Raw genomic sequence first — 14,446 nt, forward strand, 5'->3', positions numbered from 1 at the left:
CTATTAGCAATTACAATTGGAACCAGTCCCAGCTAAACCTAGCTAGAGGGGGCACAAGTTTTAAAATTTAAATTTAAGGAGCTGCTAATGATGGCGTTGCAATTGACTCCCTACATCATGCTGGACGGAAACGCAAAAGAGGCTATCGGCTTTTATGAAAAATCATTGGATGCCAAAGTTATCTTTAAACAAACCTTCGGCGAGGGGACGGAAACCGTACCGGAAGAAACCAAAGAACGTTTATCGCACGCCGTGTTATTAGTCGGGGAGACAGAGCTGTACGTTGCGGATACATTCCAAGGGCAACCCAATCAGAGGGGCAATCAAGTTCAAATCTGCATCACGGCACCTGATGTCGAAAATTCGACTCGATTGTTCGATGCCTTGCAACACGGAGGCCAAGTCATCACGTCTCTGCAAAAAACCCACTTTAGTTTGGCTTACGGTATGGTAACGGATAAGTTCGGCGTTACGTTCCAAATCTTTACTCGGAGATAAAGGAGCGCGGAGTGGAATAAAAAAATTAATCTTTGTTAAAAAAGTAGTTTCTATGCGAACTGACACTTCATCCACAGGTGTCAGTTTTTCGCTGGGATAGGGCTCAGCGCGGCGAACCGTTCATTGGTATCGGGCCAACATCTCGGAGAGCCTCCGCCGGATCGAATCCTTCAATTCTGCAGGCTCCTTCAGCTCCGCTTCGTTTCCTAGTCCGATGAAGAACTCCGTGTAAAAAGGGATATCGCCGCGCGACACGTCATTATCGATCGCGCCGCTTCCGTCTTCGCGCACGTCCAGCAAGGGGGCTAGCCACAATTCGGATTCGCAACGTTGGACGCCGGCACGACTGAGTTCCGCCCGGAGGCGTATAGGTTCCCTCGGCTTAGCGGACGCACGCCGGCTAAGACTTACGTCGCCTAGATCGAGCGGCTCCGTGCCGGATGCGTCGTAAGCCGCCTCGCGAATCCGGTCGCACCTGAACACGCGGAAACCCTGGCGCAGGAAGCAGTAGGCCGTACAATACCAAAAGCCGTTGCTCGCGTAAATGCAAACCGGCTGAATACGGCGGCTGCCCGCCTCCTCTCCCTTCGACTCGTATTCGACGACGAGCACCTTCCGATGTACGGCAGCGTCAAGAAGAATGGCCAAGCAAGGGGCATCGCCCCGCCTTGTCGGGGTAATGAAGTCGACCCGGTTCTTCATGCCGTCGATCCGGTCCCGGACGTCCCCGGGCATATGGAGGTAGAACTTGCTCAGCGCCGAGGCGGATTCCGCTTCGAACGGCAACGAGGAGTAATGGCGCAGGGCATGCACCGCAAAGAACATCGCCACCGCCTCTCCCTCCGTAAATGCGATCGGAGGCAGCACCCGCTCCCTGATGACCTGATACCCGCCATGCGGACCAACTTCCGAGTAGAGCGGCACCCCCAGCTCGCTAAGCTCCTGTAAATCCCTTAGAATTGTACGCTTGGAAACGCCGAATTCGTCGGCAAGCTCCTGAACCTTGAACCGCCGCTTCCGGTTAACGGTCATCATCAGTTCCATCAATCTTTTGGATTTGGGCATTCCGACTACCTTCTTTATCCTAATTAGATGTGTTGATGACATGTTCTGTCACTATTATGCCTTAGAATATTGACAGCAAGCAACACTAACCAATAGGAGTGATCGACCGTGAGTAAGTATACCGTACTCTTCTTTCTCATCATGTTCATGATCGGAACCGATACGTTCATTATTTCTCCCTTGCTCCCGACGTTGCAAGAGCAATTCGGCGTGTCGACGGGGGTCGCCGGATGGATGCTAGGCGCCTACACGCTCAGCTCGGCCGTCTTCGCCTTAATCGCCGGGCCTCTGTCCGACGGCTGGAACCGGAGAACCGTTCTGATATGCGGCTTACTCGGATTCTCCATCTCGACGGCTCTATGCGGATTTGCAGACAGCTTCTGGACGATGTGCCTGTTCCGTTTCCTTGCCGGCATAAGCGCGGCGTTCACCGCGCCGCAGGTGTGGGCTTCCATCCCCACCGTCGTAGCTCCAGCCAAAATAACGAAGACAATGGGCATCGCCTTCTCGGGACTCGCCGCATCCCAAGCGCTTGGCGTGCCGATCGGTAGCTGGCTTGCGAACTCGAACTGGTCCGTTCCGTTCTGGACGATCGGAATATCTTCGTTGTTGCTCGTCGTCTTCGCCTACTTCTTGCTGCCCGACATGAAGCCAGCCGCGAACAAGGGCGAGCGGAAGTCGATCCTTAGCCGATATGTCCCCCTGATCACGAGCGGCAAAGCGAGGAGCGGCTTCCTCGCCTACCTGCTCCTTCACTTGGCCGTTGGTACCTCGTTCGCCTTCTTAGGCAAGTGGATGGCCGATCGCTTCGAGCTCCCCGTCGGGCAAATCGGCACCGTCATGATCTTCCTCGGCTTCGGCAATCTGTTCGGAAGCATGATCAGCTCGTATTTCTCTCGAAAACTAAGCAATGCGAACACGATTGCGACAGGTATGGTGCTGCTCGTAGCGTTGTACGCGGTCGTGCCCCAACTTACGAGCGTCATTAGCGTGAGAATCGTCTATCTGATCATTTTCACGACGCTCGGGATCGTCTTCCCGATCGTTATGGGTGCGCTTACCTCGCTTAACGCTTCCATCCGGGGAACGATCTCCAGTCTGGCCAACTCGACGATGAATGGCGCGAACACGTTCGGCGCGTGGGTTGCCGGCTTGCTCTATGTCCAGTTCGGCGGCTATTCGTCGATCGGTATCTTCTCCGCGGTCTGCATGGCACTCTCGCTCGGAACGTTCATGTTGGGCGGCATCTTCGGGAGAAAAGAGGTTCGTTCAGGCACGGGATCGGCTTCCGCAACTTAAGCTAAAGCAAATAAGAGAAGCCCTTCAACGGCTATATTCCGCCGGAGAGCTGCTCATGCTTTAAGGATCTGGCACAAAGGACTGCGCCAACCAAATGTTTAATTATCTTGGCAATACTCGACGTGATTTTTCCGGTGGCGGGATGGTTATCCGATCGGTTTGGCACGAAACGCAACTATATTTAGCAACAATTCGCCGTTACTTGTGATAAGGTTCTCCCCGATTGATCTTGAACGCGCGATAAATCTGCTCCAGCAGAATAACCCGCATCAACTGATGCGGGTAGGTCATGCGGCCGAAGCTCAGGCGCTTGTCCGCCCGCGACAGCACCGCCGGCGACAGACCGAGCGAGCCGCCGATGACGAAGGCGACGGAGCCGCCGCCGTACACGGCTTGCTTCTCCAGATGCGCGGCGAGCTGCTCGCTCGACCACGTCTCGCCGTCGATCGCGAGCGCGATCACGTGCGCGTCCGGCTTCAGCGCCGCCAGGATACGCTCGCCCTCGCGCGTGCGCACCATCTCTTCCTCCGCCGGACTCATCGAGTCCGGCGTTTTCTCGTCCGGAAGCTCGCGGATGTCTAGCCGCGCGTAAGGGCCCAGCCGTTTGGCGTATTCCGCGATACCGTCCGTCCAATACTTTTCCTTCAGCTTCCCGACACAGACAACTTGGATCTGCATTAGCCGTTGCCTCCGCTCGGCCCGATGATATTCTGCACGCGCCCGACTTGTCCATCCTGCAGCCGCACCTTGATGCCATGCGGATGCGTCGGCGAGTTGGTCAGCAAATCCTTCACGATCCCGCGCGTCAAAGCGCCGGTCCGCTGGTCTTTTTTTAACACGATGTCCACTTCCAGGCCCGGACGCACGTCGTTCCGGATTTTCCCGCTTCCTGCCATAACCGTTTATCTCCCCGTTTCTTCAAGCTCATTGCCCTAATGTTAGCACACGCCGCTTCCTCGACCAAACGCCGAATAAGTTGCCCGTTATCCTCCATAATAGGATGAGGCAACCGTCCGCTTTACCGACAGCGAAGACAGAATGGAGGATGCGCAGCATGCTCAGCAATCTCGAAAGCGACTACGACTGCTCCCACGCGGGAGAAGACCTTCACCAGCTCAAACAGGAGCTCGCGGAGCTGCGGGGCCGTGGCGGCGAAGATCAGCAGTCGCAGGAAACGATCAACCGTCTCGAAAACCAGATCAACTTCATCCTGAACAAATGCAGTATCAACCCTTCGTCCATCACCTAGCCGCAAGTCCAAACAAAAACGGCCTCTTCCGCCACCCAAGGCGAAAAGGCCGTTTTTGCTTCATTCGAAAATATTACCGTGCTTGTGCCGGAGCCGCACCAGCCGATCCCCCAGCCGCAAACTGCACACGCCCCTTGCGAAGCGCCGACGCCAACACCGCGGCCAAGCTCACCCCGGCAATGCCCCACAGCACGCCGTAAGACAATCCCATACCGTGCTCGCCGCCGAAATACATCAGGTTGCGCAATCCCGAAGCGACATACCGGAATGGCGTCCAGGAGTACAGCCAATCCTGAGTAGCCTGCGGCATAAACTCAGGCGCCAGATTGAGGACCGGCAGCGAGAAGAACAGCAGGAGCACGAGGATCGCCACCGCCGGAATGCCGATCCAGTTGAACAACGCGGTCTGCATCAGGAAGAATGCAGACGCCGCCAACCACAAGAACAGCCATGTCGTCGACTGATCGGCGATCTCCATCCCGTACCAGGAATGGGCCATCCAGACGAGGAAGCCGGAAGCTCCCGCCGCAAGCGCCAGTCCGATGACGGTTTGCCCCGCCACGGCACTCCGTCGGCCGCCGTGAACAGTCGCCGCCTTCGAAGCGAAGAACAGCAGCACGCTCATGACCAGGCAGCCCATCCAAATAATCTGCGTCAGCATGTTCGGCGCGCTTCCGCCTCCGTTATTGCTGCCTACCGGATGTACGGAAATCTCTTGCGTGCCGAAAGGCGCCAGCAGCGCATGCACCGAACCGACCGAAATTTGCTGAACGCGCTGTCCGACCTGCTCAAGAAGCTGCGCGGACAATTCGGCCGAGACGTTTTTCGCGACTTGCTGCAGGATGGATTTCGCCGCAGCCACGCCTTGGGCGCTCATGCCCTCGTTATAATACAACTTCACCGTTGACGGTTTCGGCTCCGGCGATTGGATCGACAGCAGTCCCGCGCTGAAATCCGCCGGCAGCACGAGCGCGCCGTACACCTCTTGGCGATCCATCGCAGCCGCCGCTTCCCCTTCCGTCCCGAGCACTTTCCATTTCACCGGAAGCTGAGCGAGCCCCGTCACTTTCTCTTTTACCATCCCGCCCGCAGCCAGCTCCCCTCCTGTCGGCAGTTCAGCCGGCTTGTCGAGTACGACCAGCGCGATCGGGAGTCCCTGCGGCTTCGCCCCGAGCACCGACCCCATCATCGCCAGCCCGAAAACCATGAGCACCACAGTCACCGCGATGACCGCGATCCGGACGAACTTTTGTTGAACGAACATTTTCATGTCTCTTCACCCCATTAAATAATGAACACGCTGTTGATTAATGGTCACGCTGTTAATTATAATGATGGAGAAGAGAACGGCAATCATCAGTTGCTTCCGAATATGTTCAATATTCAACACTTCTCCTTCAAAGTGTCGGATATTTCCAAAAAAATGGAGAAAGCGGGCTCCCTCATGACCGACCATACCCCCAACGCCGACAAGCCATCCGCCGACCGCAGAACGCTTAGAACCCGAAAACTGCTTCGCCAAGCTTTGGTGGAACTCATCGAGGAGAAGGGTCTTGAAGGCATTACGGTCAGCGACCTGACCTCGCGCGCCGAGATCAACCGGGGAACCTTCTATCTCCATTACAAGGACGTGTACGATCTGCTTGAACAGCTGCAGACCGAGATTTTGGAAGGTCTCGCCTCTCTCGCGACGAAGATGGATTTCCTCGAGCTCGTCGAATATGCGCATCGCAACGAGGCCTACCCGGCGTTATTGACCATTTTCGAATATTGGAGCCGCCATGCCGACTTCTGCAAAGCCATTCTGGGGCCCAAAGGCGACCCGTCTTTCGCACCCCGCGTCAAAGAAATGATGAAAGACAAAATCTACAGCAAAGTCGTAGGTGCCGCACCGCCGGAGCGCGTGGATACCTTCGGGATTCCGATGGATTATATTTTGGCTTACATGTCATCGGCCAACATCGGCCTCATCCAGCATTGGTTCGAATCCGGCAAGCGGCAGTCGCCCCGCGATATCGCGGTGATCATGACCCGCCTCGTCGGCCAAGGTCCTATCGTCGCGTCCGGATTCCTTGGCGGTCCATGAGCTTGATCATCAAGTGGTATATCCACACGTATAGGGCATACACGACCAGATAAACACACAAGGAATAGCCGAGGTTCCAGCCTTTATAGGTATACACGCGAACCCAGTGGGCAAGGCCCTCCAACACGACGGAAACGAAGGAACCGCCCGCAACGTAGAGGACTCGGCGCCAACCTCCCGGCTTCCATCTATCGTAGAAGTACAAGAACAGGTAGGTCGTCGGCGGATAAACGAAATAATAGATGAAGGCGTCCATAATTTCATATTTGGACGTGTCGCTGACATCGTATAAGTTAACGGGTTCGACCGCGATCAATGCGTCCACCGTCTGCGAAATGAACAACGTGAACATGACGAAGACGGTGGTCAGAACGGCGGAAAACCGTTTGGGAAGCAAGAGGGCGGCGGCGAAAACGACGATGCCGGACAGCAGCGAGAACCATTCGTTGAGATCGAAACGTTCAGGAGGATACAGCATCGCGGTTCCCACTCTTTCTCAGCAGCATCCGGAACCATACGCAGAAGAGCGCCGTTTCGGCCAGTACTGCCAGCCACATGACGATGGCATGCTTCGTTTTCCATCCGGTGAATTCCATGACGCCTAACCTTTCGTACAGGCCGTAAAGCCCCGTTAGAAGAAGAACCCATGCCGCAGAAAGCAGAATTTTGAGAAAATAGTGGTCCCGCAAACGAAACAGCCCATAGAGAAGCCACACCGTGAGGAGCGGAAACAAGACGAGCTGGCTGAGTTTGAAGATCGTGAAAGCGGAAGCGGTGTCGGCGATTTCAAAAAGCTTGAAATTGTCGGGAACGACCGAGTGCAGCTGCTGAATGGAAGTTGCGGCGGCCATATAGTAAACGATCTTCTCCAGCAGCAGGAAGGTATGCTGCATCCAGCGGAGAGAGATCAGAGCGCCTAAGCAGAGCACAGCCATGACCGCGACCGCAATGATCATTTCTGCATCCCCTCCACCGCTTGCTTGCCGCAAGTTTTAATACAGGTTTTTCCGCTTTGGAAATTCTTATTCGGCAAAGCCTTTAACATGGCAAAAAAGCCGGCACCGCTCATGAACGCGGTTGCCGGCTTTACGTTTTAATCGACTCAACGGGATTTGTTGCGCAACGAGCGGATCGGCGACTTTTTGCCGCTGCCGCCCCCCGGGCCTCTGCCCTGCGGCTTGCCGCCTTGCGGACCGCCGCCGTGTCCCCGGCCGCCGCTTTCGCCTCCGCGGTTACTGCGTCCTCCGCCGCGGTTATCCTGCTGCGGACGCCCGCCGCGTCCACCGCCTTGCTGCGGTCTCCCTCCACCGCCGCCGGCGCGATTGCCACCTCGACCGCCTTGCTGCGACCGGCTGCCACGTCCTTCGCCGCCGGCGCGTTCGCGCGTCGCCCCGCCGTCTCCGGCGTCAAGGCGAACCCGCTCCATCGCCATGCCGATGGCGTTTTCGATATCCGCCAGCTCCGGCTTGTCCCGCGGCGCCACGAACGTGATTGCGAGACCCGAAGCGCCTGCACGGCCTGTTCGGCCGATCCGGTGGATATAGCTGTCCACGTCCTGCGGAATGTCGTAGTTATAGACGTGCGTGACGCCCTCCACGTCGAGCCCCCGCGCCGCCACGTCCGTCGCGACGAGAAGCTGAAGCTTGGCCTGGCGGAACCGGGTCATGACCTGCTCCCGCTTCGCCTGCGACAAGTCGCCGTGGAGCTCATCCGAGTTGTAGCCGGCCTGCTGAAGCGCCTCGTTCAGCGTGCTGGCCCGCCGCTTCGTCCGGCAGAAAATCATCGCCAGGAAAGGCTGCTGCTCGTCGATCAGCTTGCACAGCGCCGACTGCTTGGCGCGGTCTGTCGTCTCCACCGCCCACTGGCGGATGTCCTTCACCGTCACCTGCGTGCCTTTCACCGTCACTTCCTCCGGCTTGTCCATGAACCGGGTCGCCAAGCCCCGCACGTTCGCCGGCATCGTCGCCGAGAACAGCAAGGATTGCCGCCGGTACGGAACGGCCCGCAGGATTTCTTCCACTTCGTTCAAGAAGCCCATGTGCAGCATCTGGTCCGCCTCGTCGAGGACAAGCACCTTCACGCGAGACAGATCGATCGTCTCCCGCCGCAGGTGATCGAGCAGCCGCCCCGGCGTACAGACGATGATGTGCATGCTCTTCTGCAGCTTATGCAGCTGCGCTTCGACGTCCTGGCCGCCGTAGACGGCCAGCACGCGATAATCCGTGCCAGCGGTCAGCTTCTTCACTTCCGCCGTAATCTGAATCGCCAGCTCACGCGTCGGACTGACGATCAAGCCCTGTACGTAAGGCGCCGAAGGATCGAGCCGCTCCAGCATCGGCAGTACGAACGCGAGCGTCTTGCCCGTGCCCGTCTGCGCCTGGCCGATCACGTCCCGCCCCGCCAGGATCGGCGGTATCGCTTGCGTCTGAATCGGAGTCGGCTTCGCGATTCCCATCTTGCGGAGCAGCGCCGCCCTTTCCTCCCCAATTCCTAATTCTTCAAAACTTGCCATATCAGCACCTCATCCGGTTATCGTACATTTGTATCTGCCTTTCCTATCGTACCATATCCAGGCAACCCGCATCCTCCGCCGATGGCAAAAACCCGCTCCCTCCCGTCAACGCGGGATAAGCGGGTTCGGCTGGACGTATAAAGCCGCGTCGCGTTCGACCATCCTATTTCCAGGAGGTGAATCCGAACATGGCCAAAGACGTGCTCTGCGAAGTGAATTCCTGCAAGTACTGGGCGCCGGGCAATCAATGCAACGCCTCGTCCATCTACGTCGTCAACAACCGCAACAAGCAAGCTTCCCAATCCGAAGAAACTGACTGCAAAACGTTCGAACCGAAGCTCTAATCCGGAGCGAGGGTCCCTTACCCTTGCGCCAGCGACACCTGAATGGCGGTTTCGGCCCTCACCGGCCGGAGCCGCTTTTCCTTGCTTCGTCACTTATTGTAGCCAATAGTGAGAATGATTATCACCTTGCGCGCCAATTTCCGCCAACTTTACGCCGCAACCTGCGCGTCAACCGATACGGACTCCGATTTTCCGAATGCCAGCATGCCGCCGAACAAGGCGAAAACCAGATGGATGACCGGAAACACGTTGATGGTCTGCACGCCGATCCCGCCGATCAGGATCACGAGGGCAACCAATGTCAGCACGCCCAGCCAACGGGGGAATACGCGGGCCCGCAGCGTCGCGATGCCAAGAAGCAGCATGCCGAGAATAATGCCCGGAATGAGCGGAATCAGCACGGCCAGCGACAGCGGATATTGGTCCGTCATCAGATTGTTGATTTGGTCGTTTACGACTTTCAGCGTCTCCGAGTCTTTCACGTGGTCGAAAATAATCGGGTAGGCGAGAATTTGGACCGGTCCGTGGAAGATTTCAAGGATCATGCCGATGAACAGCAGCGGAAACCCGATCCAGCCCCATGTTTTCAGCCTCGCCGATTGCCTGAGGAAAATCCCCGGCATCCCGAGCAGGATTAAGATCGACGCCCAAGCCAGCAGCACGTGCGTGTTGACGGCCGCTTTCACGAAGTCCGGAATATCGGCCAGCGTTTCCGGGGTATCCCCGATATGCAGAAGCTGTCCGGCAACCCCCATCGCTCCCCCGATCAACAGAGTCCAGCCCGCGAATTTCAAATAACCTTTCGGTAATGCGATCATTCATTATCTCCTCCTTTAACTCGCGCATCTAAGGCGCAGTCCCTATCATACACGGACCTGCATTCCCAACAGGAAGAGCGGGAGATTCCCGGCGGCCGGGAAATCTTTTTGGGAAAACGTTCGGGAAGAAGACGGGAGTTTACGGGCTGAAACGGCGCCTGCTATACTTTGGCAAGAGGGAGGGACGTTTGTGAAAATCGGGCGGTGGGTCGCGGGTCTCATCTGTTTGTGCGGAATCGTGCTGTTCGTCTATTCCGTGCCGATGTTTTACGTGGAATTAAGGGACCATTGCGTCGGCTTCGCGTCTTGCTCCGCCTTTTATGATACCGCTCCTACCCCGGAATGGCTGGAATCCCATGGCCTTACGGCATCGGCTTTCGCCTTCGCCTACACGGCCCTCTATACTTTGTTCGGTCTCGTCTACATCTCGGTAGGCTTGCTGATCTTTCGGTACAAATCCAAGGAGTTCGTCGGCTCCGTCGCGTCCGTGGCGTTAGTCACCCAAGGTTACATGTTCAACTCTCTCTCCCAATTTCTTCTGCAAGCCCACCCTTCCGTCACCCTGCTCGTGAAAATCCTGGAGGTTCTGTCCTATTCCGCGTTCATGACGCTGTATTACGTCTTCCCGAACGGGCGGTTCGCCCCGCGTTGGACGAAGTACGCGCTGATCGTCTTGCTCCTTCCGGGGATTGGGCGATCGCTTCTGCCCGGTACTCCCTTTGACCTTCAAGCCGTAGGCCATAACCTTTATATCATCTGGACGATGACCTGGATGGTCAGCCTTCTGACGGTGCAAATCCACCGCTACCGCAAAGTGCTCGATCCCATCGAAAAACAGCAAGCCAAATGGGCGTTCTACGGCATGTTCGGCGGCATTGCGTTCCTGATCGGCGTCACCTTGGTGTTCGTCTTCAAACCGGATGATTTGAACCGAAATCCCCTGTTCCTTTATGGCATGGAGACGCTGCTCGATTTCGGAATGATGCTGATTCCGTTCACGCTGGCGATCGCCCTGCTTAAGCGCAGGCTGTGGGACATCGACGCGCTGGTCAACCGGACGCTCGTCTACGTTGCGCTCTCTCTTTTCGTGATCGCCGTTTATATTGTAGGGGTGTGGTATGTCGGTACGGTTTTCCGGTCCGCCTCCAACCTCATCTCCTCCCTCATCGCGACCGGCATCATCGCCATCCTGTTCTCTCCCCTCAAGGAATTCCTGCAGCGAAAAGTCAACCGCCTGATCTACGGGGACAACGAGGATCCGCTCACCGTACTCGGCACGCTGGGCTGCCAATTGGAAAATCCGCTGTCGCCCCATGAAGCGCTCAAGGTCGTCGTCCATACCGTCAAGGACGCGCTCAAACTTCCCTACGCGGGGCTGTCGATCGTTCGTGACGGCGGCGGCGATTCTATGATCGTGGCCGAAGAGGGCGAGCCAGCCAGCGAGCCGCTGCGGCTGCCGCTCGTGCACCGCGGCGAGAAGCTCGGCGAGCTGCTGTGCGCTCCCCGCTCGGCGGGCGAATCCTTCACGGTGTCGGATCGGCGCTTCCTCGACATGCTGGTTCGCCAGGCCGGCGCGGTCGTACAGAGTGCAACCGCTTCGCTGGACCTGATTCGCGCCGCGGAGGACTTGCGCGAATCCCGCGAACGGCTCGTCCTCGCGCGGGAAGAAGAACGCCGCAGGCTGCGCGGCAACCTGCACGACGACCTGGCGCCGCGGCTGGCGGCGCTCGCATTCACCGCGTCGGCCGCCGAGACGCTGCTCGAGTCCGACCCGGCCAAGACCAAAGCCATTCTCGCCGAGCTGCAGACGGTCATCCGCTCCTCGGTGGCGGACATCCGGCGGCTCGTTCACGACCTGCGGCCGCCATCATTAGATGAGCTTGGGCTCATCGATGCGATCCGCGAGCGCATCCACGACATCACCCGCCCGATGGCCAGGCCGGACGGCCAAGCGGGAGGCGGCCCGACCGAGTTCCGCCTGTTCGCTCCCGAGACGCTGCCCGAGCTCCCCGCCGCGGTGGAAGTCGCTGCCTTCCGGATCGTGACCGAAGCGATGGTCAACGTTATCCGCCATTCCGGCGCTCGGCGGTGCGAAGTCAGCATCGCGTACATCCTTGAGCCGGAGGCGGCGCTGACGCTGGAGATCGCGGACGACGGCGTGGGCATCGGCGTCGGTGGCGGCTCGCGCCGTGCGGGCGGGCTGGGGCCGGGCGGCATCGGCCTCCAGTCGATGCGTGAACGGGCGGAAGAGCTGGGCGGCTATTTCCGCGTCGAGAATGTGGAGCCGGCCGGCGCCCGTGTGACGGCCAGGCTGCCCTTGACAGCGGGCCATGACAATGGTGAAAGGAGCGAAAGCGCATGAATCCCCTGCGAATCGTCATCGTCGACGACCATCCGATGTTTCGCCACGGCGTCCGGACTCTATTCTCTACGACTCCGGATCTCGAAGTCGTCGGGGAAGCTGCCAACGGCCAAGAGGCGCTGACGCTGGCCTCCGAGCTGATTCCCGACGTCATGCTGATGGACATCCGGATGCCGGGAGAGAGCGGCGTGGAAATCACGCGCAAAATCACCTCCCGCTTCCCCGCCGTCCGCATCCTGATCCTCACCATGTTCGAGGACGACGCTTCCGTGTTCACGGCCATGCGCAGCGGCGCCAAGGGCTACGTCCTCAAGGACGCGGACAAAGACGAGCTGCTGCGGGCGATCCGGGCAGTCGGCAACGGCGAAGCGATTTTCAGCCCCGGCATCGCGTCGCGGATGATCGAATATTTCTCCATGAGCCGGCCCGCGGCCAGCGAGGAAATGTTCCCGGAGCTGAGCGTGCGAGAGCGCGAGGTGCTGTATCTCATGACGGAAGGGCTGTCCAACGCGGCCATCTCCTCCAAGCTGGAGATCAGCGGGAAAACGGTCGCCAACTATATCACGAACATCCTCAACAAGCTCCAGGTGCAGGACCGCCACGAAGCGATGCGCCTTGCCCGGGAATCGCGCAAAGACATATGATACAATGGCGCTGAAAGCATAGAGTCGAATGCCCGGAAGGAGCGGACCGAATGGACTGGAGAGTTTCCGCCGCCGATGAGAAAATCCGCGAAGCGATCCGCAAGGGAGAGTTCGACAACCTCCCCGGCAAGGGCCAACCTCTGCCTCCGGATGACCTCGAAGGGGTGCCGGAAGGGCTGCGCATCGGCTTCAAGCTGCTGAAGAACGCCGGCATGATCCCGGAGGAAATGCAGCTGCGCAAGGATATGGTCACGCTCGAAGATCTGCTGGCGGCTTGCCGGGACGAAACCGAGCGCGCGAAGCTGCGGGGCGAACTATCCGCCAAGAAGCTTCGCTACCAATCGCTCATGTCCGACCGCGGCTGGCACGTATCGGACGCGTTCACCGCATACGAGCGGCAGATTCAAGAGAAGCTGATGCGGGAAGGCGAAAATACAGAATGATGCGATTAGGCGGGTACGAGGTACCCGCTTTTCTCTTGCATTAGCGCTCGCCTAATTCGAATTTGCACAACTGCAGGACTTTTCGCCGACGATTTGACGCAGCAGTTGGATTTTGCACACTTGGAGCCCCATTCCTGCGTTCCGCCGTCGATTTTAGCCATGCAAGTGGGCGAATTCGAAATGCAGCCGAACGTCGAGGGCGCGATGTCGATTTAATTGTGCAAATCCGATTTACAGCGCGCCCACTCTCCCAAATGCGTGCTATGATGGGGAAAATCGTGGCAAGAGGATGGATACTATGTTCGTCACTCTGCATCCCGACGACGAAATATTGCACCGGCAGCCTTTCACGGATGCTGAAGTGCCGTATAACTTGATCCATCTGATCTGCGGCAACGAACAAAACTATTGTTTGAAAAGTACGGACGGCCGTTTCATCTTCGCTCAAACTCCAGGTCATAAGGCTTGGGTATGGATGGCGGACGACGTGGATGACCAGTTTTCGCAAGTTCTCGTCACAGCGCTGATCGAACGAATTCAGGATGTGGAGCTGCCGGGCATTTCCGGAGAGTCGGCATTGGCCCGGAAGTTCGCCCATACTTATTCCCTTGCGCGCCAGGTAACTTATCGAACGGAATTGATCATGGAATCATACGTTTGCCCGGTCGTAAAGACGCCCTCAAAAGGCGGCACATGGTTGAAAAAAGCCACTCTCGAGCACGCCCAGACCCTTGCGGAGTTTTGCGCAGGATTTGCCCGAGACGCTTATGGGACTTCCGCCGAGCCTTCCAGTCAACTCCCTCTGGCAGAACGCATGATCCAATCGGGCAACTTATATCTTCTGTTCGCCGATTCCCCCGAGCCCGTGTCGATGGCCAACATCGCGCACCGTTCCGCCCGCCATGCCCGCATCAACGCGGTCTACACGCCGCCGGAGCAACGGAAGCAAGGCTACGCAAGCGCCGTAGTCTCTCAATTATGCGACATTGTACACCAAGAGGGGCTGATCCCCATGCTGTATGCAGATACAAAGAATCCGGACTCGAACAAGGTTTATCGGAACATCGGGTTCGTGGAGAGCGGTAAGATCGCCGAAATCAAATTCTCAAAATAAAATGCTTGGCCT

At 57.8% G+C, this 14,446-nt stretch carries 17 protein-coding genes; 9 read left to right on the top strand and 8 right to left on the bottom strand.

Annotation, left to right across the window (positions count from 1 at the left end; genetic code table 11):
* Window positions 1-90 precede the first annotated feature (90 nt).
* Complete coding sequence (locus EAV92_RS19195; RefSeq protein WP_123042585.1) at window positions 91-498, top strand: VOC family protein; 408 nt, start codon at window positions 91-93, stop codon at window positions 496-498.
* A gap of 120 nt (window positions 499-618) precedes the next feature.
* On the opposite strand, the gene EAV92_RS19200 is transcribed toward EAV92_RS19195, so the two are convergent.
* A complete protein-coding gene (locus tag EAV92_RS19200; RefSeq protein WP_123042586.1) occupies window positions 619-1,563 on the bottom strand; it encodes a helix-turn-helix transcriptional regulator in 945 nt (314 codons plus the stop codon).
* A gap of 108 nt (window positions 1,564-1,671) precedes the next feature.
* Between EAV92_RS19200 and EAV92_RS19205 the strand changes: the two genes are divergently transcribed.
* The gene (locus EAV92_RS19205; protein ID WP_123042587.1) at window positions 1,672-2,862 is read left to right on the top strand and encodes an MFS transporter; all 1,191 of its coding nucleotides are present in this window, start codon (window positions 1,672-1,674) and stop codon (window positions 2,860-2,862) included.
* Between the two features lie 198 nt (window positions 2,863-3,060).
* Here the strand turns inward: EAV92_RS19205 and rlmH are convergent, their stop codons facing one another.
* Both rlmH and EAV92_RS19215 read right to left on the bottom strand, forming a co-directional pair.
* Entirely contained in the window at window positions 3,061-3,540 is a 480-nt protein-coding gene (rlmH, locus tag EAV92_RS19210) for a 23S rRNA (pseudouridine(1915)-N(3))-methyltransferase RlmH (RefSeq protein WP_123042588.1), read from the bottom strand.
* Window positions 3,540-3,758, bottom strand: a complete 219-nt coding sequence (locus tag EAV92_RS19215; RefSeq protein WP_123042589.1) for a YwbE family protein — start codon at window positions 3,756-3,758, stop codon at window positions 3,540-3,542. The genes rlmH and EAV92_RS19215 overlap by 1 nt, the downstream gene beginning before the upstream one ends.
* Window positions 3,759-3,916: 158 nt before the next feature.
* Here EAV92_RS19215 and EAV92_RS19220 point away from each other — a divergent pair, with 158 nt between their 5' ends.
* Window positions 3,917-4,111 (top strand): DUF2524 domain-containing protein, encoded by a 195-nt coding sequence (locus EAV92_RS19220; RefSeq protein ID WP_123042590.1) that lies wholly within the window; start codon window positions 3,917-3,919, stop codon window positions 4,109-4,111.
* Between the two features lie 73 nt (window positions 4,112-4,184).
* Here EAV92_RS19220 and EAV92_RS19225 read toward each other — a convergent pair whose 3' ends face one another.
* Complete coding sequence (locus tag EAV92_RS19225) at window positions 4,185-5,375, bottom strand: YhgE/Pip domain-containing protein (RefSeq protein ID WP_241158321.1); 1,191 nt, start codon at window positions 5,373-5,375, stop codon at window positions 4,185-4,187.
* A gap of 180 nt (window positions 5,376-5,555) precedes the next feature.
* On the opposite strand from EAV92_RS19225, the gene EAV92_RS19230 reads away from it, so the two are divergent.
* A complete protein-coding gene (locus EAV92_RS19230) occupies window positions 5,556-6,197 on the top strand; it encodes a TetR/AcrR family transcriptional regulator (protein ID WP_164472858.1) in 642 nt (213 codons plus the stop codon).
* Here the strand turns inward: EAV92_RS19230 and EAV92_RS19235 are convergent.
* The 3 genes from EAV92_RS19235 to EAV92_RS19245 all read right to left on the bottom strand — a co-directional run bounded on the left by EAV92_RS19235 (window position 6,163) and on the right by EAV92_RS19245 (window position 8,709).
* On the bottom strand, window positions 6,163-6,675 hold the full coding sequence (locus tag EAV92_RS19235; RefSeq protein WP_123042593.1) for a hypothetical protein: 513 nt from the start codon (window positions 6,673-6,675) through the stop codon (window positions 6,163-6,165). The genes EAV92_RS19230 and EAV92_RS19235 overlap by 35 nt on opposite strands.
* A complete protein-coding gene (locus EAV92_RS19240) occupies window positions 6,659-7,153 on the bottom strand; it encodes a hypothetical protein (RefSeq protein ID WP_123042594.1) in 495 nt (164 codons plus the stop codon). The genes EAV92_RS19235 and EAV92_RS19240 overlap by 17 nt, the downstream gene beginning before the upstream one ends.
* Window positions 7,154-7,299: 146 nt before the next feature.
* Window positions 7,300-8,709 (bottom strand): DEAD/DEAH box helicase, encoded by a 1,410-nt coding sequence (locus tag EAV92_RS19245; protein WP_123042595.1) that lies wholly within the window; start codon window positions 8,707-8,709, stop codon window positions 7,300-7,302.
* A gap of 188 nt (window positions 8,710-8,897) precedes the next feature.
* On the opposite strand from EAV92_RS19245, the gene EAV92_RS19250 reads away from it, so the two are divergent.
* Entirely contained in the window at window positions 8,898-9,053 is a 156-nt protein-coding gene (locus EAV92_RS19250) for a DUF1540 domain-containing protein (protein ID WP_123042596.1), read from the top strand.
* A gap of 149 nt (window positions 9,054-9,202) precedes the next feature.
* Here EAV92_RS19250 and EAV92_RS19255 read toward each other — a convergent pair whose 3' ends face one another.
* On the bottom strand, window positions 9,203-9,871 hold the full coding sequence (locus EAV92_RS19255) for a hypothetical protein (protein WP_123042597.1): 669 nt from the start codon (window positions 9,869-9,871) through the stop codon (window positions 9,203-9,205).
* A 190-nt stretch (window positions 9,872-10,061) separates the two neighbouring features.
* Here EAV92_RS19255 and EAV92_RS19260 point away from each other — a divergent pair, with 190 nt between their 5' ends.
* The 4 genes from EAV92_RS19260 to EAV92_RS19275 all read left to right on the top strand — a co-directional run bounded on the left by EAV92_RS19260 (window position 10,062) and on the right by EAV92_RS19275 (window position 14,434).
* Complete coding sequence (locus EAV92_RS19260; RefSeq protein ID WP_123042598.1) at window positions 10,062-12,233, top strand: sensor histidine kinase; 2,172 nt, start codon at window positions 10,062-10,064, stop codon at window positions 12,231-12,233.
* Entirely contained in the window at window positions 12,230-12,877 is a 648-nt protein-coding gene (locus EAV92_RS19265) for a response regulator transcription factor (protein ID WP_123042599.1), read from the top strand. Before EAV92_RS19260 ends, EAV92_RS19265 begins: the two co-directional genes overlap by 4 nt.
* A gap of 50 nt (window positions 12,878-12,927) precedes the next feature.
* A complete protein-coding gene (locus tag EAV92_RS19270; RefSeq protein WP_123042600.1) occupies window positions 12,928-13,320 on the top strand; it encodes a DnaJ family domain-containing protein in 393 nt (130 codons plus the stop codon).
* Window positions 13,321-13,618: 298 nt separating this feature from the next.
* Complete coding sequence (locus tag EAV92_RS19275; protein ID WP_123042601.1) at window positions 13,619-14,434, top strand: GNAT family N-acetyltransferase; 816 nt, start codon at window positions 13,619-13,621, stop codon at window positions 14,432-14,434.
* The last annotated feature ends 12 nt before the right edge of the window (window positions 14,435-14,446 follow it).

This window comes from Cohnella candidum (assembly GCF_003713065.1).
GTDB lineage: Bacteria > Bacillota > Bacilli > Paenibacillales > Paenibacillaceae > Cohnella > Cohnella candidum.

What these genes read in the sequence shown, in the direction of transcription:
- EAV92_RS19195 (WP_123042585.1), top strand. Translation starts at nt 91, where the DNA reads ATGGCGTTGCAATTGACTCCCTACATCATGCTGGACGGAAACGCAAAA.
- EAV92_RS19200 (WP_123042586.1), bottom strand. Translation starts at nt 1,563, where the DNA reads ATGCCCAAATCCAAAAGATTGATGGAACTGATGATGACCGTTAACCGG.
- rlmH (WP_123042588.1), bottom strand. Translation starts at nt 3,540, where the DNA reads ATGCAGATCCAAGTTGTCTGTGTCGGGAAGCTGAAGGAAAAGTATTGG.
- EAV92_RS19215 (WP_123042589.1), bottom strand. Translation starts at nt 3,758, where the DNA reads ATGGCAGGAAGCGGGAAAATCCGGAACGACGTGCGTCCGGGCCTGGAA.
- EAV92_RS19220 (WP_123042590.1), top strand. Translation starts at nt 3,917, where the DNA reads ATGCTCAGCAATCTCGAAAGCGACTACGACTGCTCCCACGCGGGAGAA.
- EAV92_RS19225 (WP_241158321.1), bottom strand. Translation starts at nt 5,375, where the DNA reads ATGTTCGTTCAACAAAAGTTCGTCCGGATCGCGGTCATCGCGGTGACT.
- EAV92_RS19230 (WP_164472858.1), top strand. Translation starts at nt 5,556, where the DNA reads ATGACCGACCATACCCCCAACGCCGACAAGCCATCCGCCGACCGCAGA.
- EAV92_RS19235 (WP_123042593.1), bottom strand. Translation starts at nt 6,675, where the DNA reads ATGCTGTATCCTCCTGAACGTTTCGATCTCAACGAATGGTTCTCGCTG.
- EAV92_RS19240 (WP_123042594.1), bottom strand. Translation starts at nt 7,153, where the DNA reads ATGATCATTGCGGTCGCGGTCATGGCTGTGCTCTGCTTAGGCGCTCTG.
- EAV92_RS19245 (WP_123042595.1), bottom strand. Translation starts at nt 8,709, where the DNA reads ATGGCAAGTTTTGAAGAATTAGGAATTGGGGAGGAAAGGGCGGCGCTG.
- EAV92_RS19250 (WP_123042596.1), top strand. Translation starts at nt 8,898, where the DNA reads ATGGCCAAAGACGTGCTCTGCGAAGTGAATTCCTGCAAGTACTGGGCG.
- EAV92_RS19255 (WP_123042597.1), bottom strand. Translation starts at nt 9,871, where the DNA reads ATGATCGCATTACCGAAAGGTTATTTGAAATTCGCGGGCTGGACTCTG.
- EAV92_RS19265 (WP_123042599.1), top strand. Translation starts at nt 12,230, where the DNA reads ATGAATCCCCTGCGAATCGTCATCGTCGACGACCATCCGATGTTTCGC.
- EAV92_RS19270 (WP_123042600.1), top strand. Translation starts at nt 12,928, where the DNA reads ATGGACTGGAGAGTTTCCGCCGCCGATGAGAAAATCCGCGAAGCGATC.
- EAV92_RS19275 (WP_123042601.1), top strand. Translation starts at nt 13,619, where the DNA reads ATGTTCGTCACTCTGCATCCCGACGACGAAATATTGCACCGGCAGCCT.